The sequence below is a fragment of the Achromobacter sp. ISS7 genome (assembly GCF_056523125.1).
The window spans coordinates 465,946-486,895 of the sequence record NZ_JAWRZD010000001.1 but is presented as its reverse complement, the minus strand read 5'-3'; the positions used below and the strand labels follow the sequence as shown (position 1 = coordinate 486,895).

20 protein-coding genes are annotated in these 20,950 nt (G+C 65.9%); 7 read left to right on the top strand and 13 right to left on the bottom strand.

Annotation, left to right across the window (positions count from 1 at the left end):
* Nucleotides 1-30: 30 nt before the first annotated feature.
* The gene (gene tldD, locus AC1HFW_RS02170; protein ID WP_061072033.1) at nt 31-1,491 is read right to left on the bottom strand and encodes a metalloprotease TldD; all 1,461 of its coding nucleotides are present in this window, start codon (nt 1,489-1,491) and stop codon (nt 31-33) included.
* 770 nt (nt 1,492-2,261) lie between these two features.
* Here tldD and AC1HFW_RS02165 point away from each other — a divergent pair.
* Nucleotides 2,262-2,645 carry an H-NS histone family protein gene (locus AC1HFW_RS02165; RefSeq protein ID WP_006393782.1) on the top strand — a complete coding sequence of 128 codons (384 nt, stop codon included), beginning with the start codon at nt 2,262-2,264 and terminating at the stop codon, nt 2,643-2,645.
* 87 nt (nt 2,646-2,732) lie between these two features.
* On the opposite strand, the gene AC1HFW_RS02160 is transcribed toward AC1HFW_RS02165, so the two are convergent.
* The gene (locus AC1HFW_RS02160; RefSeq protein WP_006393781.1) at nt 2,733-3,371 is read right to left on the bottom strand and encodes a DUF4136 domain-containing protein; all 639 of its coding nucleotides are present in this window, start codon (nt 3,369-3,371) and stop codon (nt 2,733-2,735) included.
* 151 nt (nt 3,372-3,522) lie between these two features.
* Between AC1HFW_RS02160 and pepN the strand changes: the two genes are divergently transcribed.
* Both pepN and AC1HFW_RS02150 read left to right on the top strand, forming a co-directional pair.
* Nucleotides 3,523-6,228 carry an aminopeptidase N gene (pepN, locus tag AC1HFW_RS02155; RefSeq protein ID WP_479281604.1) on the top strand — a complete coding sequence of 902 codons (2,706 nt, stop codon included), beginning with the start codon at nt 3,523-3,525 and terminating at the stop codon, nt 6,226-6,228.
* A gap of 10 nt (nt 6,229-6,238) precedes the next feature.
* Nucleotides 6,239-7,258: a class 1 fructose-bisphosphatase gene (locus tag AC1HFW_RS02150; protein ID WP_006393779.1), complete on the top strand. Its 1,020-nt coding sequence runs from the start codon at nt 6,239-6,241 to the stop codon at nt 7,256-7,258.
* A 69-nt stretch (nt 7,259-7,327) separates the two neighbouring features.
* On the opposite strand, the gene AC1HFW_RS02145 is transcribed toward AC1HFW_RS02150, so the two are convergent.
* The 4 genes from AC1HFW_RS02145 to alaC form a co-directional block, all read right to left on the bottom strand.
* Entirely contained in the window at nt 7,328-7,549 is a 222-nt protein-coding gene (locus AC1HFW_RS02145) for a YgdI/YgdR family lipoprotein (RefSeq protein WP_006393778.1), read from the bottom strand.
* 153 nt (nt 7,550-7,702) lie between these two features.
* Nucleotides 7,703-9,112, bottom strand: a complete 1,410-nt coding sequence (thrC, locus tag AC1HFW_RS02140; protein ID WP_479281603.1) for a threonine synthase — start codon at nt 9,110-9,112, stop codon at nt 7,703-7,705.
* 123 nt (nt 9,113-9,235) lie between these two features.
* On the bottom strand, nt 9,236-10,540 hold the full coding sequence (locus AC1HFW_RS02135; protein ID WP_061072036.1) for a homoserine dehydrogenase: 1,305 nt from the start codon (nt 10,538-10,540) through the stop codon (nt 9,236-9,238).
* 185 nt (nt 10,541-10,725) lie between these two features.
* A complete protein-coding gene (alaC, locus tag AC1HFW_RS02130) occupies nt 10,726-11,910 on the bottom strand; it encodes an alanine transaminase (protein ID WP_006393775.1) in 1,185 nt (394 codons plus the stop codon).
* A 235-nt stretch (nt 11,911-12,145) separates the two neighbouring features.
* On the opposite strand from alaC, the gene AC1HFW_RS02125 reads away from it, so the two are divergent.
* Genes AC1HFW_RS02125 through AC1HFW_RS02115 form a run of 3 tightly spaced genes read left to right on the top strand, consistent with a single transcriptional unit; the run spans nt 12,146 to nt 14,828 of the window.
* Nucleotides 12,146-12,607: an Mth938-like domain-containing protein gene (locus AC1HFW_RS02125; protein WP_006393774.1), complete on the top strand. Its 462-nt coding sequence runs from the start codon at nt 12,146-12,148 to the stop codon at nt 12,605-12,607.
* On the top strand, nt 12,604-13,068 hold the full coding sequence (locus tag AC1HFW_RS02120) for a peroxiredoxin (protein ID WP_025140314.1): 465 nt from the start codon (nt 12,604-12,606) through the stop codon (nt 13,066-13,068). The genes AC1HFW_RS02125 and AC1HFW_RS02120 overlap by 4 nt, the downstream gene beginning before the upstream one ends.
* A gap of 59 nt (nt 13,069-13,127) precedes the next feature.
* Nucleotides 13,128-14,828, top strand: a complete 1,701-nt coding sequence (locus AC1HFW_RS02115) for a PhoH family protein (protein ID WP_006393772.1) — start codon at nt 13,128-13,130, stop codon at nt 14,826-14,828.
* Nucleotides 14,829-14,909: 81 nt separating this feature from the next.
* On the opposite strand, the gene AC1HFW_RS02110 is transcribed toward AC1HFW_RS02115, so the two are convergent.
* The 7 genes from AC1HFW_RS02110 to AC1HFW_RS02080 all read right to left on the bottom strand — a co-directional run bounded on the left by AC1HFW_RS02110 (nt 14,910) and on the right by AC1HFW_RS02080 (nt 20,299).
* Nucleotides 14,910-15,041, bottom strand: a complete 132-nt coding sequence (locus tag AC1HFW_RS02110; protein ID WP_006388428.1) for an entericidin A/B family lipoprotein — start codon at nt 15,039-15,041, stop codon at nt 14,910-14,912.
* A gap of 42 nt (nt 15,042-15,083) precedes the next feature.
* On the bottom strand, nt 15,084-15,779 hold the full coding sequence (locus tag AC1HFW_RS02105; protein ID WP_006393771.1) for a fumarylacetoacetate hydrolase family protein: 696 nt from the start codon (nt 15,777-15,779) through the stop codon (nt 15,084-15,086).
* Between the two features lie 83 nt (nt 15,780-15,862).
* On the bottom strand, nt 15,863-16,165 hold the full coding sequence (locus AC1HFW_RS02100) for a Dabb family protein (RefSeq protein ID WP_054433326.1): 303 nt from the start codon (nt 16,163-16,165) through the stop codon (nt 15,863-15,865).
* A complete protein-coding gene (locus AC1HFW_RS02095) occupies nt 16,165-18,042 on the bottom strand; it encodes an ABC transporter permease (RefSeq protein ID WP_061072039.1) in 1,878 nt (625 codons plus the stop codon). The genes AC1HFW_RS02100 and AC1HFW_RS02095 overlap by 1 nt, the downstream gene beginning before the upstream one ends.
* A 13-nt stretch (nt 18,043-18,055) precedes the next feature.
* Nucleotides 18,056-18,748, bottom strand: coding sequence for an ABC transporter ATP-binding protein (locus tag AC1HFW_RS02090; protein ID WP_006393768.1), 693 nt, complete (start codon nt 18,746-18,748; stop codon nt 18,056-18,058).
* The gene (locus AC1HFW_RS02085; protein WP_006393767.1) at nt 18,748-19,509 is read right to left on the bottom strand and encodes an ABC transporter ATP-binding protein; all 762 of its coding nucleotides are present in this window, start codon (nt 19,507-19,509) and stop codon (nt 18,748-18,750) included. Before AC1HFW_RS02085 ends, AC1HFW_RS02090 begins: the two co-directional genes overlap by 1 nt.
* A 10-nt stretch (nt 19,510-19,519) precedes the next feature.
* Nucleotides 19,520-20,299: an SDR family NAD(P)-dependent oxidoreductase gene (locus AC1HFW_RS02080; RefSeq protein WP_479281602.1), complete on the bottom strand. Its 780-nt coding sequence runs from the start codon at nt 20,297-20,299 to the stop codon at nt 19,520-19,522.
* 218 nt (nt 20,300-20,517) lie between these two features.
* On the opposite strand from AC1HFW_RS02080, the gene AC1HFW_RS02075 reads away from it, so the two are divergent.
* Entirely contained in the window at nt 20,518-20,916 is a 399-nt protein-coding gene (locus AC1HFW_RS02075) for a cupin domain-containing protein (RefSeq protein ID WP_006393765.1), read from the top strand.
* Nucleotides 20,917-20,950 lie beyond the last annotated feature (34 nt).

Below are 20,950 nucleotides of genomic sequence, written 5' to 3'. Positions count from 1 at the left end.
TGGCGGCCCCTGCCGGCGGCGGGTCTGCCGTCAGGCCGTGCCGCCAACGGTCAGGCCTTCCATGCGGACGGTGGGCATGCCCACGCCCACCGGCACGCTCTGGCCGTCCTTGCCGCACGTGCCCACGCCCGAATCCAGCTTCAGGTCGTCGCCGATCATGCTGACGCGGGTCATGGCGTCGGGGCCGTTGCCGATCAGCGTCGCGCCCTTGACCGGATACGTGATCTTGCCGTCCTCGATCATGTAGGCCTCGGAGGCCGAGAACACGAACTTGCCGTTGGTGATGTCGACCTGACCGCCGCCGAAATTGGCCGCATACAGGCCGCGCTTGACGGACGAGATGATTTCCTCGGGCGCCTTGTCGCCGGCCAGCATGTAGGTATTGGTCATGCGCGGCATCGGCAGGTGCGCGAACGATTCGCGGCGGCCGTTGCCGGTGGCCGCGGTCTTCATCAGGCGCGCGTTCAGCGTGTCCTGCATGTAGCCGCGCAGGATGCCGTCCTCGATCAGCACGTTGCGCTGGGTGGCGTTGCCCTCGTCGTCGATATTGAGCGAACCGCGGCGATCGGGAATGGTGCCGTCGTCGACCACCGTCACGCCCTTGGAGGCGACGCGCTCGCCGATGCGGCCCGAGAACACGCTGGAACCCTTGCGGTTGAAATCGCCTTCCAGGCCGTGGCCGACGGCTTCGTGCAGCAGGATGCCGGGCCAGCCCGAACCCAGCACCACCGTCATTTCGCCGGCGGGCGCCGGACGCGCCTCCAGGTTGACCATGGCTTCGTGCACGGCGCGCTCGACGTAGCCCTGCAGCATTTCGTCCGTGAAATACGCCAGCCCCAGGCGGCCACCGCCGCCGGCATGGCCCATTTCGCGGCGGCCATTGCGTTCGGCGATGACGGTCAGCGACAGGCGCACCAGCGGGCGCACGTCGGCGGCCAGGCGGCCGTCGCTGCCGGCCACCAGCACCACGTCATACTCGGCGCCCAGGCCGGCCATGACCTGGATCACGTGCGGATCGCGGGCCCGCGCCATGCGTTCGACGCGTTCGAGCAGCGCGACTTTCTCGGGGGCGCTCAGGGTCGCCACGGGATCGATGTCGGCATACAGGCTGCGGCCCATTTCGGCCTCGACCTGCGCCGCCACCTTGACCTTGCCGGCGCCGCGGCGGGCAATGCCGCGCACCGCGTGGGCCGACGACAGCAGGGCCTCGGCGGAAAGCGAATCGGAATAGGCGAACGCGGTTTTCTCGCCGCTGACGGCGCGCACGCCGACGCCCTGGCTGATCGAGAAACTGCCGGTCTTGACGATGCCCTCTTCCAGGCTCCAGCCCTCGCTGCGGGTGTACTGGAAATACAGATCGGCGTAGTCGACCTTGTGGGTGAAGATTTCGCCCAGGGCGCGCGCCATGTCGGCCTCGGTCAACCCCCACGGGTCGAGCAGGAGCGATTTGGCGGTGGCCAGGGATGCAATAGCGGGATCGATGATTTTCATAGGACTCTGTTCGGGGGCGCCGGCGCGACGAACGCGGCAGCCATGACGCTCAAGGCTCTATCGTACCGCCGACACGGGGGTGGCGTCGCGGCCGCCGAATATTGTCTATCAAGTTAACCAATTGGGGACCGGTCCCAAACTGCGGTGGCGCCTCTTGCAAAATAACCTTTGCCCGGGCGCCGGGCCGATTGCTCGTCGGCCGGAGTGGCCAGCACGCTTGCCAGACCAATGCGTCGAACTTGTCATACAACTCGACAACAAAATGAAAATGGCACAAAAATGTCCCGCGCAAAAGGGCGTGCATACCGTTCTCGATGGATGGGAATGAAAATCCGCATACCCCTGGAAACCCGCGCGCCATGCGGGTTGGAGCCGGTCGTCCTACCACCGGTTGAAACTCGCGCATTAGCGATGGGAATGCCCCGCCATACCAAAAAGCAAAGCTTACTAACCCCTGAAAAGAGGTCAACTTATGCGCATCCGCTCGCTTCGTGAAACAAAAACGTGCATTTTCCAACACGGGATGTTGCATTCGTCCGCCCCATGAACCAAAGGGGCGTTTGTTTCATTTAGTCCCAAATTTGAGAATATCATTCCCAATACTTGTTCATAGCGCAAACCCGCTAGCCTAAAGACTTTCCGGCCGTTTTGATACAAAGTAATTAGGCCAGGACAGCGGCAAAGGGGCGTCAACTTCTGTATTATGCGAAGCACAACAAATAAACATAACTCCGCCGGCGATTAAAGCAGTTCCATAATCAGGAATAACCATGGCCCGAGAAACCTACGCAGCTCTGCAAGCAAAGATCGAAAAGGAAATCAACAAGCTCCAAAAGAAGGCTGAAGTCCTCCAAACCAAGCGCCGCAAACCGGTCATCGCCTCGATCATCACGTCGATGCGCGAGTACGACATCACCCCCGAAGAAATCGCCGCCGCCTTTGGCGCCGGCAAGCCCGTCCGCCCCGCCACCAGCGGCCGCCGCAAGGCTGGCGCCGCTGTCCGCCCGGCCAACGCCGCCAAACGCGCCGTTGCCCCCAAGTACCGTCATCCCCAAACCGGGGAGACCTGGAGCGGTCGTGGCAAGGCCCCCCGCTGGCTCGCCGCCGAAGAAGCATCCGGCGCCACGCGCGACAGTTTTCTTATCAAAGAATAAAACCTATTATTCAGTAAGAAAAAATAAAAGGCGCACCATTTTGGTGCGCCTTTTTTATTTTACGACTGCCTTTTGGCGTGGCAAAAACTACTGGACCGGGAATTGGATTTCGCGTTCGGCGCCATTATTTCCCGGAAATCCGTCAAATATTGCACGCACCAGATACGGCATCATCCGCACGAAGTTGTCCCGCTCGCTGAGTATGAAGGCGCTGGAACGGTAGACCTCGGCCCCGCCGCGCTGGCTGTCGTGGATCTGCAGCGTGAGCGTGTTGCGCTGGACCACCATGGGCACGTCGACCCAGTCCGGGCCCCAATAGCCGTAGTAGCCGCCCCAGGGCCGCGGACCGTAGAAACCGCCATAGCCATAGCCGCCGTTGAAATACGGGTCATACGGACGCCGCACCATCACCTGGGTCTGGCTCGTGCCATAACGGAACGAGACATCGAAGCGGCCCTTGGCGCCCGGCTGGGCTTCCACCAACCCGGTGGCGCCGATGCCGGCGCGCACCATGTCCTGGTAGGACTGGTATTCGAGATTATTGGCTTGCGACGGTTCGGCCGGCACGAATTGGTAAGTCTGGCCTTCGACGCCCGTCGGCCACTGCTGGAAGGAGGTGACGCGCGCCGACACGGTGGGCGTGGCGCATCCGCTCAGCACCAGCGCCCCCAAAACAGCCAGGACGGCGGCCCAACGGCCGGTATTGAACGGGGAAGAACGAAACATTTGCAACTCCTCATTGCGCGACGGCGCCCATCATACTGAGCTTTGACCGCGCGGGCCGCGGAAAGTTTACGCCTGGCGGGAGCGCCCGGGTCCTGCGCCCGCCAGGCCTGACACTACAATAGGACTCTCGTTCATACAGGACTGCAATCCCATGCGCACAGACACGCCCGTTACCGTATACCGCAAGGATTACCAGCCCTACCCCTACGACATCCCGCAGGTCTCCCTGGCCTTCGACCTGGCGCCCGACAGCACCGAGGTGCGCTGCGTCATGCAGGTCCGGCGCAAGGCCGACGCCAGCGCCGACGCCGCGCTGGTGCTGGATGGCGAAGAGCTGGAACTCGTCTCGGTAGGGGTGGATGGCCAGGCGCTGCCGGCCGACCGTTTCCACCTGTCCGAACACAGCCTGGCGCTGTATGGCCTGCCCGCCGAAGCCACCGTGGAGATCGTCAGCCGCTGCAAGCCTTCGGCCAACTCCACGCTGATGGGCCTGTATGTCTCGGGCGGCAATTTCTTCACGCAGTGCGAAGCCGAGGGCTTTCGCCGCATCACCTGGTTCGCCGATCGCCCCGATGTCATGTCGCGCTATCGCGTGACCCTGCGCGCCGAGCCGGCCTACCCGGTGCTGCTGTCCAACGGCAACCTGGTCGCCTCGCGCCAGCTGCCCGACGGCCGCAACGAGGTCGAATGGGAAGACCCGTTCCCCAAGCCCTGCTATCTGTTCGCGCTGGTGGGCGGCAACCTGACCCACCGCGAAACCACGGTCAAGACCGCCAGCGGCCGCGACGTGCTGTTGCAGGTCTACAGCGACCCGGGCGCCGAGACCAAGACCGAATGGGCGCTGGACTCCCTGGTGCGCGCGTTGCGCTGGGACGAAACCCGTTTCGGCCTGGAACTCGACCTGGACCGCTTCATGGTCGTTGCCGTCCATGATTTCAATATGGGCGCGATGGAGAACAAGGGCCTGAACATTTTCAATGCCGCCTACGTGCTGGCCGACGCGGATACCGCCACGGACGCCAATTACGAAGGCATTGAATCGGTCATCGGCCACGAGTATTTCCACAACTGGACCGGCAACCGCGTCACCTGCCGCGACTGGTTCCAGCTGAGCCTGAAGGAAGGCCTGACGGTGTTCCGCGACCAGGAGTTCAGCGCCGACATGATGGCGCAGGACATGGACGAGACCGCCGCCGCCAGCGCCCGCGCGGTCAAGCGCATCGACGACGTGGTGACGCTGCGCGCCGCGCAGTTCCCCGAGGACGCGGGCCCGATGGCCCACCCGATCCGCCCCGACAGCTACCAGGAAATCGGCAATTTCTATACGGCCACGGTGTACGAGAAAGGCGCCGAGGTCATCCGCATGCAGCACACGCTGCTGGGCGAAGCGGGTTTTCGCGCCGGCATGGACGAATATTTCCGCCGCCACGACGGCCAGGCCGTGACCTGCGACGACTTCGTCGCCGCCATGGAGTCGGTCTATGCGCGCCAGCACCCGGGCCGCGACCTGTCCGTGTTCCGCAATTGGTACCGCCAGGCCGGCACGCCGCGCGTGACGGTCAAGCTGACGCATGACGCCGCCGCGCGCCGCTGCACCGTGACGCTGTCGCAGGAATGCCAGCCGGTCGGCGTCGAGAAAAAGGCCCCCGCGGGCTTCGTCAAGGCGCCGTATCACATCCCCTTCGCCATCGGCCTGCTGGACCGCGATGGCCGCGCCCTGCCCCTGCGCCTGGACGGCGCGGAACACGACACGGCGCTGCTGGAACTGACCACGCAGACCCAGCAATGGCATTTCGACGGCATCGACGAGATGCCGGTGCCGTCGCTGCTGCGCGATTTTTCCGCGCCCGTAATCGTCGATTACGACTGGACCGACGAGGAACTGGCGCTGCTGTCGGCCCACGACGGCAACCCCTTCGCGCGCTGGGAAGCCGGCCAGGAACTGGCCACCCGCCAGATCCTGGCGCTGGCCGAGGCGCGCCAGGCCGGCCGCACACTGCACGCCGACCCGGCCTTCATCGCCGCCTGGCGCGCGCTGCTGACCGACCCGGCGCTGGACGCCGCCTACCGCGCCCGCGCCCTGGCGCTGCCGTCGGAAAAGACCCTGGCCGAGCGCATGCAGGCCGTCGACCCGCCGGCGCTGGCGGTGGCGCGCGACTTCCTGCGCGCCGAGCTGGGCCGGCAACTGGCGGCGGAATTCCGCCAGGCCTTCGACGCCAACCAGACGCCGGGGGAATACAGCCCCGCGCCGGTCCCGGCCGGCAAGCGCGGCCTGAAGAACCTGGCGCTCAGCCACCTGATGGCCGCCGGCGAGCACGAGGCGCAGCGCCTGGCCGAGCAGCAATACGAACACGCCGGCAACATGACCGACAGCATGGCGGCGCTGTCGGCCCTGATCAACTATGGCCAGGGTGAGTTCCCGCAGCAGGCGCTGGCCGCGTTCTACGACAAGTGGCGCGACAATGCGCTGGTGGTGGACAAGTGGTTCGCGCTGCAGGCGGCGGCGCGCTACACCACGGTGCAGACCGCGCGCGACCTGATGACGCACCCGGCATTCACGCTGCGCAACCCGAACCGGGCGCGCGCGCTGATTTTCCAGTTCTGCCTGAACAATGCCCGCGGCATGCACCACCCGGACGGCTCGGGCTACACCTTCTGGGCCGACCAGGTGCTGGCGCTGGACGCCCTCAACCCCGAGATCGCCGCGCGCCTGGCGCGCGCGCTGGACAACTGGTCACGCTACGTGCCCGCCCTGCGCGGCCCGATGCAGGAAGCCCTGCAGCGGGTGCGCGGCCACGAAGGGCTGTCGCGCAACGTGCAGGAAATCGTATCCAAGGCTTTAGAATTCGCAGCATAGGGAGAACCTTTTGAAACGTAAAACACTTACCCAATACCTGGTGGAGCAGCAACGCTCCGCGCAGGCCCTGGCCCCCGAAGTGCGGCTGCTCATCGAAGTCGTGGCGCGCGCCTGCAAGGCGATCAGCCACGCGGTCAGCAAGGGCGCGCTCGGCGGCGTCCTGGGCAGCCTCGAAAGCGAGAACGTGCAGGGCGAAGTGCAGAAGAAGCTGGACGTGCTGTCCAACGAGATCCTGCTCGAAGCCAACGAATGGGGCGGCCACCTGGCGGCCATGGCCTCGGAAGAGATGGAAACCATCCACCTGATTCCGAACCGCTACCCCAAGGGCGAATACCTGCTGCTGTTCGATCCCCTGGACGGCTCGTCGAACATCGACGTGAACGTGTCGATCGGCACCATCTTCTCGGTGCTGCACGCCCCCCACGACGTGTCGGGCGCGCCGGTCTGTGAAGCCGACTTCCTGCAGCCGGGCAACAAGCAGGTGGTGGCCGGCTACGCCGTCTACGGCCCGCAGACCATGCTGGTGCTGACCATCGGCAACGGCGTGGTGGGCTTCACGCTGGACCGCGAAATGGGTTCGTGGGTGCTGACCCACGAGAACATCCGCGTGCCCGAGGACACCAAGGAATTCGCCATCAACATGTCGAACATGCGCCACTGGGCACCCCCGGTCAAGCGCTACATCGACGATTGCCTGGCCGGCGCCACCGGCCCCCTGGGCAAGGACTACAACATGCGCTGGATCGCCTCGATGGTGGCCGACGTGCATCGCATCCTGACCCGCGGCGGCATCTTCATGTACCCCTGGGACGCGCGCGAACCGGGCAAGGCCGGCAAGCTGCGCCTGATGTATGAGGCCAACCCGATGAGCTTCCTCATCGAGCAGGCCGGCGGCGCCTCGATCAACGGCACCCAGCGCATCATGGACATCCAGCCCGACAAGCTGCACCAGCGCGTCAGCGTGATCCTGGGCTCGAAGAACGAAGTCGAGCGCGTGGGCCGCTACCACGCCGAGGACGCGGGCAAGTAAGCCTGGTCCGCCCAAACAAAAAGCCCCGGCGCGAACCGGGGCTTTTTTTCGTCAGGATGCGGCGAAGGGCTACTTGACCTCTTCGATGGATTTCACATCGTCCTTGTTGATCTGGACCTTCTTGCCGTCCTTGTCGTACTCGTACATGCCGGACTTCTTGTCATAGGTCGGCGTGTCGGGCGTCACGGTCGAGGTCCCGTCCCGTTGCTGAATAACCGAGGGCGACGAGCATCCGGCCAGCACCCCTACTCCGGTCACCACCAGGGCCAACGTCATGGTCTTCAGGTTCATGGGCGTGTTCTCCGAGTGTGAATGGTGGAATCACTGTATCGGATGCGCGTCCGGAAAAAGTGACCGCATGTGGCCAAAATGCGTGAGAACGTAAAAAACCCCTCGCGGCTCACACCGCGAGGGGTTGCAACCCCATACAACCGCAAGCTGCTTTTACACCTTGGCGTGGGCCTCGATGTAGCGGCGCACGGCGGCGGCATCGCAGTCCATGACTTCGACGCGCTGCGGCAAGGATTCCAGGTTGGCCAGGTTGCCCGGCGGCGTGGCCGGACGGCCCAGCGCGGCCTCGATGGTTTCCGAAAACTTGGCCGGCAAGGCCGTTTCCAGCACCAGCATCGGCACGCCGGGTTCGACATGCTCGCGCGCGACCTTGACGCCATCGGCGGTGTGCGGGTCGACCAGCACGCCGGTCTCGTCGTAGAGCGAGCGGATCGTGGCCAGGCGGTCTTCGTGCGTGCTGGCGCCCGAGACGAAGCCGTACTGCGCCTCGAATTCCGGCTTGAGCGCCGACAGGTCGAAGAAACCGTCGCGCGCCATGTCGGCCCACAGCGCCTTGACGCGGCCGGCGTCGCGGCCCACCAGGTCGAAGATGAAGCGCTCGAAGTTCGAGGCGCGCGAGATGTCCATCGACGGGCTGGAGGTGGCGTAGGTCTGCTCGGCCGGACGCGGACGGTAAACGCCGGTGCGGAAGAATTCTTCCAGCACGTTGTTCTCGTTGGTGGCGAGCACCAGGTGGCGCACCGGCAGGCCCATGCCGCGGGCGATGTGGCCCGACAGGATGTTGCCGAAGTTGCCCGAGGGCACCGTGAACGAGACCTGTTGGCCCGGCTTGTCGGTGGCTCGCAGCCAGCCGTGGAAGTAGTACACGACCTGGGCGGCGATGCGCGCCCAGTTGATCGAGTTGACCGCGCCCAGGCGGTACTTGGCCTTGAAGGCCAGGTCGCCGGCCAGCGCCTTGACGATGTCCTGTGCTTCGTCGAACACGCCGCGCACGGCGATGTTGTGGATGTTCTCGTCCTGCAGCGAGTACATCTGGGCGCGCTGGAACGCGCTCATGCGGCCGTGCGGCGACAGCATGAACACGGCCACGCCGTGCTTGCCGCGCAGCGCGTACTCGGCCGCCGAGCCGGTGTCGCCCGAGGTCGCGCCGACGATGTTGAGCGTGGTGCCTCGCTTGGTCAGCACGTACTCGAACACCTGGCCCAGGAACTGCATGGCCATGTCCTTGAAGGCCAGCGTCGGGCCTTCGGACAGTCCCAGCAGCGACAGGCCGTCGTTCAGCGGACGCAGCGGGACGATGTCTTCGCTGTTGAAGATCTGCGGGGTGTAGGCGGCGCGGGTCAGGCGGCGCAGGTCCTCGGCCGGGATGTCGGTGGCAAAGCGCGACAGCACTTCGAACGCCAGGTCGGCGTACGGCAGGCCGCGCCACGATTCCAGCGTCTCCGCCGAAATCTGCGGCAGTTGTTCCGGCACGGCCAGCCCGCCGTCCGGCGCCAGCCCTTCGAGCAGGATGTCGGAGAACGGCAGGGGCGCCATGCCCCCCCGCGTAGAAATGTAGTTCATGTCATTGACTCCACAATGCACTGGGACCGACCAAGCCCGGCCGCGCGGAGCCGGCTCCGCCGGGCCGCCGCCGGCGCCCCCTTGAGGGGGAAGCGCCGCAGGCGCTTCGGGGGTGGGCCTCCGTCATACCAGGTGTTCCACGCGCAGGCGCGTGACCTTGGAACGGACGAACGGCAAGGCCTCGATGCGCTCGATGGCCTGGTTGACGTTGCCTTCCACCGCCTCGTGCGTCAGGAAGATGATGTCCGCGCCGCCGATGTGCGAGGGCTGCTGGATCATCGACCCGATCGAGATCGAGCGGTCGGCCAGGAGGCGCGCGATGTCGGCCAGCACGCCCGGCTGGTCGTCCACGCGCAGGCGCAGGTAGTACGACGTGCTGACCTGCTCGATCGGCAGGATCGGCGTGTCGGACATGGCGTCCGGCTGGAACGCCAGGTGCGGCACGCGGTTGCCCGGATCGGCGGTGTGCAGGCGGGTCACGTCGACCAGGTCGGCCACCACCGCCGAGGCGGTCGGCTCTTCGCCGGCGCCCTGGCCGTAGTACAGCGTCGGGCCGACGGCGTCGCCCTTGACCAGCACCGCGTTCATCGCGCCTTCGACATTGGCCAGCAGGCGCTCTGCCGGCACCAGCGCCGGGTGCACGCGCAGCTCGATGCCATCGGCGCGGCGCTTGGTGATGCCCAGCAGCTTGATGCGGTAGCCCAGGCGCTCGGCGTGCTCGATGTCTTCGGCGGCCAGTTGCGAGATGCCCTCGATGTAGGCGCGGTCGAATTGCACCGGCACGCCAAAGGCCAGCGAGGCCAGCAGCGTCAGCTTGTGCGCGGCGTCGACGCCTTCCACGTCGAACGTGGGATCGGCTTCGGCATAGCCCAGGCGCTGGGCTTCGGCCAGCACGTCGGCGAACGGCAGGCCGCGCGAGCGCATCTCGGACAGGATGAAATTGGTGGTGCCGTTGATGATGCCGGCGACCCACTGGATGCGGTTGGCGGTCAGGCCTTCGCGGATGGCCTTGATGATGGGGATGCCGCCGGCGACGGCGGCTTCGAAGGCCACCATCACGCCGCGCTCGGACGCCGCGGCGAAGATCTCGTTGCCATGCTTGGCCAGCAGCGCCTTGTTGGCGGTGACCACGTGCTTGCCGTTGGCGATGGCTTCCAGCACCAGCTCGCGCGCCAGGGTGTCGCCGCCGATCAGCTCGACCACGATGTCGATCTCGGGATCGCGCACCAGCGCGTGCACGTCGGTGTCCACGGGCAACGTGTCGCCGACGCGGGCGCGCGCCTTGGGCACATCGCGCACGGCGGCGCGGGTCACTTCAATGCGGCGACCGGCGCGGCGCGCGATCTCTTCCGCATTGCGCGACAGCACCGTCCAGGTGCCGCCGCCGACCACGCCCAGGCCCAGCAGGCCCACTTTCATGGGATTCATCGCGGCGCCCTCGGCGGACGGGCGTTGAGGGGAATTCATTTCAGTTCTCCATAATGCGGGCGCTACGCCACGCAAGCCACGCAAGAAACGGGTGCCCCGGAATCGGGATGCCGCGGATCCGGCTCCGCCGGTCCGCAGGCATGCCCCCTCGAGGGGGAAGCGCCGCAGGCGCTTCGGGGGTGGACCTAGAGCAACCCGTCCTTGCGGAACATATCCTTGATGCCGCGCACCGCCTGGCGGGTGCGCTGCTCGTTTTCGATAAGAGCGAAGCGCACGTATTCGTCGCCATACTCGCCGAAGCCGATCCCGGGGGACACGGCCACTTTCGCATCCGACAGGACGCGCTTGGCAAACTCCAAAGAGCCCATTGCCCGGTAGGGTTCGGGGATCTGCGCCCAGATGTACATGGACGCCTTGGGAATTTCCACATTCCAACCTGCTTCGTGCAGACCGCGCGCGAGCACGTCGCGGCGGCTTTGGTACTGCGCCACGATCTCGTTCACGCAGTCCTGCGGGCCATCCAGGGCGGCGATCGAGGCCACCTGGATCGGCGTGAACGTACCGTAGTCGTGATAGCTCTTGATGCGCGCCAGCGCGCCGACCAGCTCGCGGTTGCCGACCATGTAGCCGATGCGCCAGCCCGCCATGTTGTAGCTCTTGCTCATGGTGAAGAACTCGACCGCGACATCGCGCGCGCCGGGCACCTGCATGATCGAGGGGGCGACATAGCCGTCGAAGGTGATGTCGGCGTAGGCCAGGTCGTGCACCACCAGGATGTCGTGTTCCTTGGCCAGGGCCACCACGCGCTCGAAGAACGACAGGTCGACGCACTGGGCGGTCGGGTTGCTGGGAAAGCCCAGCACCATCATCTTGGGCTTGGGGATCGATTCGCGCACGGCGCGCTCGAGTTCCTCGAAGAAGTCCACGCCCGGCGTCATGCGCACGGAGCGGATGTTGGCGCCGGCGATGACCGCGCCGTAGATGTGGATCGGGTAGCTGGGGTTGGGCACCAGCACGGTGTCGCCGCGGTCCAGGGTGGCCAGCATCAAGTGCGCCAGGCCTTCCTTGGAACCGATGGTGACGATGGCTTCGGAATCGGGGTCGAGCTCGACCGCGTAACGGCGCTGGTACCAGTCACAGATGGCCTTGCGCAGGCGCGGGATGCCCTTGGACACCGAGTAGCCGTGGGTGGTCGGGCGGATGGTCGCCTCGACCATCTTGTCGACGATGTGCTTGGGGGTGGCGCCGTCCGGATTGCCCATCGACATGTCGATGATGTCCTCGCCGCGCCGACGGGCCGCCATCTTGAGCTCGCCGGTAATGTTGAAAACGTACGGGGGCAAACGCTCAATGCGAGAGAACTTCCTCATGATGGGAATCCTTAGGGGGCGAAGGGGCAAAAATCCAGGGCGCGAGGGCGCGAAGGGGAAACGGGCTCAAAAGCCGCGCCAGCACACGTTTGCGGCGCAGCAAAACCCTGTAATCTAGCGCAAGGACGCCTGGGCGGCAAATTGGGCGGAAAAGCCCCCAATTTCGCAGTGGAAACCATGCAACATGCCGCCATCCTGATGCGCTATTATCGGAGCCATAAAGCCGGAGTATTTATTGAAGCTGCATACCGATCCTGCGACGGCCGCTCTGAATACCGTCACCGCCTACGGTGACGGTTATATCGAGGTCAACCAGGTACGTTTTTCCTCCTCGGTCGCTTTTGGCCCCGAAGGCGAAGTTACCCATTGGCCCGTTGAGTCGCCGGCCGACATCACCCCCACCCTCTTGCGTCAGGCGGCCGGATTGTCCGAACCCGTCCGCGACCCGTTGGCGTTCCTGGACGAACCCGAAGCCACCCCCAGCCGCCCGGCCAATGCGCCGGAAGTGCTGCTGGTGGGCACGGGCGGCCGGCAACAGTTCCTGCGCCCCGAAGTGCTGCGTCCCCTGTTGGCGGCGGGCATCGGCGTGGAAATCATGGACACCCACGCCGCCTCGCGCACCTACAACATCCTGATGGCGGAGGGCCGGCGCGTCGTCGTCGCCCTCATCCCCCCCAACGGAGAACCCCAGACATGATGCCGATCATAGGCAAACCCGCCCCGCTGTTCACCGCTGAAAGCACCATTGGTCCGATCAGCCTGGAGCAATGCCAGGGCCGCGCCGTGATTCTGTACTTTTACCCCAAGGACAACACGCCTGGCTGCACCACCGAGAGCCAGGATTTCCGCGACCTGCACGCCGACTTTCTGTCGGCCAGCGCCGTGGTGGTCGGGATCTCGCGCGACTCGCTGAAGTCGCACGAGAACTTCAAGGCCAAGTACGAGCTTCCTTTCCCTCTCATCTCCGACGCCGACGAAACCGTGTGCAATCTGTACGGCGTCATCAAGCAGAAGAACATGTACGGCAAGCAGGTGCGCGGCATCGAGCGCAGCACCTTTCTGATCGACGCTTATGGCGTGCTGGTGCAGGAGTGGCGCGGGGTGAAGGTCCCGAACCACGCCAAGGAAGTCCTGCAGGCCGCCAAGAGCATCGGTTAAGCCGTGCACAGGAATACCCGTCAGGTGCCATAGCCGGCCCATACTGGAGAGTGACGCATATGCCGCTTCCGAAGTTGCCCACCCGCCCCGCAGCCATCCTGACCTTCCCCTCGGGCGATAACGCCCGGGCGCAGGCCCGCACGACCAAGACCGCCGCTGCGCGGTCGAATACCCAGGCCGCCCTGGCCGAAGACGACGAGGACGAGCTGCTGGTGCAGCCCGAACTCGACGGTATCGGCGCGCCGGGCCGCAAGGCGCAGATCCCGGCCCGCCAGGTTCCGCCCCCGCCGCCGGCCGCGCCGGCGCCTGCCGCCCCCGCGCGCCAGGCCAAGGCCACCCCGGCCCCGGCCAAGCGCGCCAAGACGCGCGCCCAGAACGCGCCGCGCAAGCTGTTCGTGCTGGACACCAACGTGCTGCTGCACGACCCCAGCTCGCTGTTCCGCTTCGAAGAGCACGACATCTTCCTGCCGATGATGACGCTCGAAGAGCTGGACCACCAGAAAAAGGGCATGTCGGAAGTGGCGCGCAACGCCCGCCAGGTCAGCCGTTCGCTCGACGCGCTGGTGCAGGACGCGACCCAGCTCGAAGACGGCCTGGAGCTGGCCAAGCTGGGCAACAAGGACGCCACCGGGCGCCTGATGTTCCAGACCACCGCCATCCACAGCACCCTGCCGTCGGACCTGCCCATGGGCAAGGCCGACAACCAGATCCTGGGCGTGGTGCGGGCCCTGCAGGAAAAATACCCGCAGCGCGAAGTCGTGCTGGTGTCCAAGGACATCAACATGCGCCTGAAGGCGCGCGCGCTGGGCATGGCCGCGGAAGACTACTTCAACGACCATGTCCTGGAAGACTCGGACCTGATGTACTCGGGCGTGATGCAGTTGCCCGAGGACTTCTGGAACAAGCACGGCAAGGACGTCGAATCCTGGCAACAGGGCGGCACCACCTTCTACCGCATCCACGGCCCCCTGTGTTCGCAGTTCGTGGTCAACCAGTTCGTCTACTTCGAAGGCCAGATGCCCCTGTATGCCCAGGTGCGCGAGGTCAGCGGCAAGATGGCGGTGCTGGCGACGCTGCGCGACTACACCCACGGCAAGAACAACGTCTGGGGCATCACCGCCCGCAACCGCGAGCAGAACTTCGCCATGAACCTGCTGATGAACCCGGAATGCGACTTCGTGTCGCTGCTGGGCCAGGCGGGCACGGGCAAGACGCTGCTGGCGCTGGCGGCCGGCATCACCCAGGTGCTGGAGACCAAGCGCTACACCGAGATCATCATGACCCGCGTCACGGTGCCCGTCGGTGAAGACATCGGCTTCCTGCCCGGCACCGAGGAAGAAAAGATGCTGCCCTGGATGGGGGCGCTGGAAGACAACCTCGACGTGCTGAACATGGGCGAAGGCGAAGGCAACGGGGACTGGGGGCGCGCCGCCACCATGGACCTGATCCGTTCGCGCATCAAGGTCAAGTCGCTGAACTTCATGCGCGGCCGCACCTTCCTGAACAAGTACCTGATCATCGACGAGGCCCAGAACCTGACGCCCAAGCAGATGAAGACGCTGGTGACCCGCGCCGGCCCCGGCACCAAGGTGATCTGCCTGGGCAACATCGCCCAGATCGATACGCCCTACCTGACCGAAGGCAGCTCGGGCCTGACGTTCGTGGTCGACCGCTTCAAGGGCTGGCCGCATTCGGGCCACGTGACCCTGCAGCGCGGCGAACGCTCGCGCCTGGCGGACTACGCGGGGGATGTGTTGTAACCCCCCCCCCCCCACGCCGCCAAGCCAAAGAAAAAGCCCCTTGATCGCTCAAGGGGCTTTTTTATCACCTGGGCCGGACGATCATTTGTCGGCGGCGTTGGTGATGGCGTTGCCGGCTCGCGACATGTCCTTGCCCATGCCCGCCACGGTATTGCAACCGGCGAGTACGAAGCCGAACACGACGAAGGCGGTCAGCACGATCTTGCTGCGCATGCTGCGCTCCTGAAGTGTGGGGAAACGATTCCGGGGCGTACTTTAAACGATCTGGACGCGAAGTTCGCCCAGGCCGTCCACGCCGCCGGTAATGACGTCGCCCTGCACCACGGCGCCCACGCCTTCCGGCGTGCCGGTGAAGATGATGTCGCCGGGCTGCAGTTCGAACAGGCCCGACAGGTAGGAAATGCTTTCCGGCACGTTCCAGATCATCTGCGAGATGTCGCTGGCCTGCTTGCGCTGGCCATTGACGTCGAGCCAGATGGCGCCCTTGTCGAGCGTGCCGACCACGCTGCGCGGATGGATCGGGCCCAGCGGCGCCGACAGGTCGAAGGCCTTGCCCACTTCCCAGGGACGGCCCTGCTTCTTCATCTCGCCCTGCAGGTCGCGGCGGGTCATGTCCAGGCCCAGGGCATAGCCCCAGACGCAGTCGTTGGCTTCTTCGACGGGAATGTCGCGGCCGCCCTTGCCCAGCACCACCACCAGCTCCATTTCGTAGTGCAGGTTGGAGGTCTTGGGCGGATACGGCATCTTGCCGGTTTCGCCGTCGGCCACGCTCAGCACCGCGTCGGCGGGCTTGCAGAAGAAGAACGGATCTTCACGGCCGGTGAAGCCCATTTCCTTGGCGTGCTCGGCGTAGTTGCGGCCGACGCAATAGACGCGGCGCACCGGGAACAGCGCGGCGCTGCCGGCAACGGGAACCGCGGTCAGCGGCTGGGGAGGCAATACGTAGTCCATGATCTATCAACCTATGACGGGTGGAACGGTCCGATGGCAAAAATCATTCGCGAGTGTATCCCGTTCCGGGACAGCGGAAATATTCAGCAAATTGTAGGGATTTCTCCATCGAACACCACCAGGCGCTCGATGAAATCCGCCATGTAGGCCTTCATTTCCTGGTGGGCGGGCGACACCTGGTAGCGGTCGTGGGCAGCGGCGTCGCTGAACGCCGCCACCACCGCGTGGGTCAGGCCGTCCGAGCGGCTGGCCTGGTTGGACCGGAAGGCGTAGCCGGCCACCCCGTCGCATTCGGCCAGGATGCGGTCGCAGTAGCCCTGCACCCGATCATGGAAGCGCGCATCGGCGGCGCCGGACAATTGCAGCATGACGACGTGCAGGAACATCAGGACTCCTTTCTCGGACGGGCGACGGCGAGCCAGGCACGGGACACCAGCCCCATGATGCCGTCGCGGAACAGCAATACGCACAGCACGAAGATCGCGCCCTGCACGATCAGGACCCACGATCCCAGCGGCGCCAGGTAGTTTTGCAGCGACACGAAGGTGAAGGCGCCGGCCAGCGGACCGAACACCGTGCCGATGCCGCCCAGCAGCGCCATCAGCACCACCTCGCCGTTGGCGTGCCAGTGCACGTCGGTCAGCGAGGCCACGCCGAACACCAGCACCTTGAGCCCGCCGGCCAGCCCCGCCACCGAGGCCGACAACGTGAACGCCAGCAGCTTGTAGCGCGAGGTCGAATAGCCCAGCGACCGCGCGCGCTGCTCGTTGTCGCGCACCGAGCGGATCACCTCGCCAAAGGGCGAATTGAGCACCCGCAGCACGAAGGCGTAGCCCAGCGCGAACACCGCCAGCGTGAAGTAGTACATCGGCATCACGCCATCCAGGTCGAACAGGCCGAACAGCTTGCCGCGCGGCACGCTCTGCAGGCCATCCTCGCCGCCGGTGAAGCCCGCCTGCACCGCGATGAAGTACACCAGCTGCGACAGCGCCAGCGTGATCATGGCGAAGTAGATGCCCTGGCGCCGGATGGCGATGGCGCCGAACGCCAGCCCCAGCAGGCCGCCGGTCAGCACCCCGGCCAACAGGCCCAATTCCGGCGTCGCGCCCAACAGCTTCATGACGATGCCGGTGGCATAGGCCGCCGCGCCGAAGAAGGCCGCATGGCCGAACGACAGCAGGCCGACATAGCCCACCAGCAGGTTGAAGGCGGCGGCGAACAGCGCGAAGCACAGCACCTTCATCAGGAACGTGGGATAGACGAACCAGGGCGCGGCCAGCGCCACCAGCGCCAGGATCGCCATGCACCAACGCATGGCGCGGCGCCCCAGCTGCACCGGCTGGCGGGTGGCTTCGGCGGCCAGCACGTTCTGCACCTGCAGCGGCTTGCCGAACAGGCCCGCCGGCTTGCACAGCAGCACCAGCACCATGATGATGAAGATCGCCAGGTTGGCGGCCTCCGGGTAGAACACCTTGGTCAGCCCCTCGATGATGCCCAGCCCGAAGCCGCTGACGATGGCGCCCATGATGGAGCCCATGCCGCCGATCACCACCACCGCGAACACCACCACCACCAGGTTCGAGCCCATCATCGGGCTGACCTGGTAGATGGGCGCGGCGATCACGCCCGCCACCGACGCCAGCGCCACGCCCAGCGCGTAGGTCAGCGTGATCAGCAGCGGCACGTTGATGCCGAAAGAGCGCACGATGGTCGGATTCTCCGTGGCGGCGCGCAGCATGGCGCCGACCCGGGTCTTCTCGATCAGCACCCACACGGCCAGGCACAGCACCAGCGACACCGCCACGGCCCAGCCCCGATACCACGGCAGGAACATGAAGCCGAGATTGACGCCGCCCGTCAGCGCCTTGGGGATGGTGTATGGCAATCCCGACACGCCATACGCCTGGCGCAGCCCGCCCTCGATCAGCAGCGCGATGCCGAAGGTCAGCAGCAGGCCGTAGAGGTGGTCCATGCGGTAGGTGCGCGAGATCAGCACGCGCTCGACCACGATGGCGAAGGCCGCCATGATGAGCGGCACCAGCACCAGCGCGGCCCAGTAGTTCACCCCCAGGTAGTTCAGCAGCATCCAGGCCAGGAACGCGCCCGCCGTGTACTGCGCGCCATGGGCGAAGTTGATGATGTTCAACAGGCCGAAGATCACCGCCAGCCCGATCGAGAGCAAGGCGTAGAACGAACCGTTGATCAGGCCGAGCAGGAGCTGGCCGAACAGTGCCGTGGACGGCACACCGAAAATTTCGAACACAGGATTCTCCCCCTCAGACACCCAGGCGGCGCGCGATCCGCTCGGGATCGTTGCGCGCCTCTTGCGCCGACAATTGGTCGACCACGCGGCCATGCTCCATCACGTAGTGGCGGTCGGCCACCTTGGTGGCGAAGCGGAAATTCTGCTCGACCAGCACGATGGTGAAACCGCGCTCCTTGAGCGTGCGGATGGCCTGCCCGATCTGCTGCACGATCACCGGCGCCAGCCCTTCGGTGGGTTCGTCCAGCAGGATCAGCTGGGCGCCGGTGCGCAGGATGCGGGCGATCGCCAGCATCTGCTGCTCGCCGCCCGACAGGTTGCCGCCGGAGCTGGCGCTGCGTTCGCGCAGGTTGGGAAACAGGGTGTAGATTTCTTCCAGTGACATGCCGCCGTCGGCCAGGCGCGGCGGCAGCATCAGGTTCTCGGTCACGTCCAGGCTGCGGAACACCGCCCGTTCCTCCGGGCAATACACCACGCCCAGCCGCGGGATGCGGTGCGGCGCCATGCCCACGGTTTCCTGGCCGTTCAGCCGGATCGAGCCGCGGCGCTTGTCCAGGATGCCCATGACGGCGCGCAGCGTGGTGGTCTTGCCGGCGCCGTTGCGGCCCAGGATGGTGACCAGTTCGCCGCGGCGCACTTCGATGTCGACGCCGTGCAGCACATGCGATTCGCCGTACCAGGCGTTGAGGTCCTTGATCGACAGCATCAGCCCTCTCCCTCTTCCGAGCCCATGTAGGCGGTGATGACGCGCTCGTCGCGCGACACCGTGGCGTAGTCGCCCTGCGCCAGCACCGCGCCGCGCGCCAGCACCGTGATGGTGTCGGACAGGTCGGCGACCACCGACAGGTTGTGCTCCACCATCAGGATGCTGCGGTTGGCCGACACGCGCCGGATCAGCGCCGCGATGCGCGCCACGTCTTCCTGGCCGAGGCCGGCCATCGGTTCGTCCAGCAGCATCACGTCCGGCTCCAGCGCCAGCGTCATGGCGATTTCCAGCGCCCGCTTGCGTCCATAGGGCAGCAGGGCCGCCGTGGTGTCGGCCATGCCGGCCAGGCCCACGGCCTCCAGCAGCGCCAGGCCCTGGTCGTTCAGGCGGTCGACGCTGCGGCGGCTGCGCCAGAAGCGCAGGCCGTCGCCATGCTGGCGCATCAGCGCCACGCGCATGTTCTGCAGCACGGTCAACCCCAGGAACACCGCCGAGATCTGGAACGAACGCACAATGCCCAGGCGCGCGATCTGCTCCGGCGCCAGCGACGTGATGTCGCGGCCGCGGTAGTGGATCACGCCCTGGTCGGGCGTCAGGAATTTGGTCAGCAGGTTGAAGCAGGTGGTCTTGCCGGCGCCGTTGGGGCCGATCAAGGCATGGATGGAACCTTCCCGCAGGGCCAGGGACACGCCGTCGACGGCATTGAAGCCGCCGAACCGCTTGACCAGCCCCTGGGCGGACAGAACCGCTTGGGTGCTCATGGCCGTCCTCCTACATGCGGGCCAGCAGGCCGCCGTCGATGGCCAGCACGTGGCCGTTGACGAACGCCGACCCCGGCGAGGCCAGGTAGACCACCGCCGGCGCGATGTCCTCGGGCGTGGCCCAGCGCCCCACCGGCACCGCGGTCGACAGGAACGACTGGAACTGCGGATTGTCCTGCAGCCCCTGGGTGAAGTCGGTGCGCACGAAGCCCGGCGCCAGCGCGTTGCAGGTGACGCCCTGCCCGCCGTATTCGACCGCCAGCGCGCGCGTGAACGCGGCGATCGCGCCCTTGGCGGTGGCGTAGGCGGCGATGTTCGGCATGGTGGCCTGGCCCGCGACCGACGACATCAGCACGATGCGGCCGAAGCCGCGCGCCGCCATGGCGGGCAGCACCGCGCGGGCGCAATGGAACGCGCCGTTCACATGGACGTTCTGCAACGCCTGCCATTCGGCCGGCGTCATCTCGATCACCGGCTTGCGGTTCTGGTTGCCGGCATTGCTGACCAGCACGTCGATGGCCACGCCATCGGCCTCCAGCCGCGCCACGGCCTCGGCCACGGCGGCGCCGTCGGCCACGTCGAACACCGCGCTGCGCGCCGTGATGCCGGCCGCGGCCAGCTGTGCGCAAGCGGCGTCGCAGGCGGCCTGCGACAGGTCGTTGATCACCACGCGCGCGCCCGCCCGGCCCAGGCCGGCGGCAATCGCATACCCCAGCCCGCGCGCGCCCCCCGTCACCAGCGCCGTGCGCCCGGCCAACCCGAAGGTCTGGCCCAGATAGTCCTGATTCAAGCTTGTCTCCTTGTCTTATAGGCGCCGGATCTCTCGGGACGGCGGGCATCGGGAAAGGCTTCCCGAGACCCGCAGCTCCTGGTCCGGCTCGTGTCTCGCCCGCTTTCCTTGGTCGAAAACAGGATTGACATTAATCTCAATATACGCGACTATTTTTAAACACTCAATAACAAGATTTTTAGTTTTTCTTCCATAACGAGTATTGGCTAGGAGACATCATGGCCCTCGAAACCCCTGGCTGCCCTGCGGCCAACGCGCTGCCGCCGCTGGCGTCGCGCTTCTTGAAAGTCGACGAACTGCCCTGGAAACCCACCCAGGTCGAAGGCATCGACATGAAGGTGCTGATGCAGGACAAGGAGTCCGGCCTGCTGACCGCGCTGTTTCGCTGGCAGCCCGGCACCGAGCTGCCGCTGCATGAGCACGTCGAAGTCGAACAGACCTATGTGCTGGAAGGCTCGATCGTCGATGCCGAAGGCGAAGTGCGCGCGGGCGACTACGTCTGGCGGCCGCGCGGCAACCAGCACGTGGCGCGCGCCCCGCACGGCGCGCTGGTGCTGAGCTTCTTCCTGAAACCCAACCTGTTCATCGACGCCTACGCCGGCCAGACCCTGGAGTAGGCGCCGGCACAGGCGCCACCCCGGCAAGATCCGC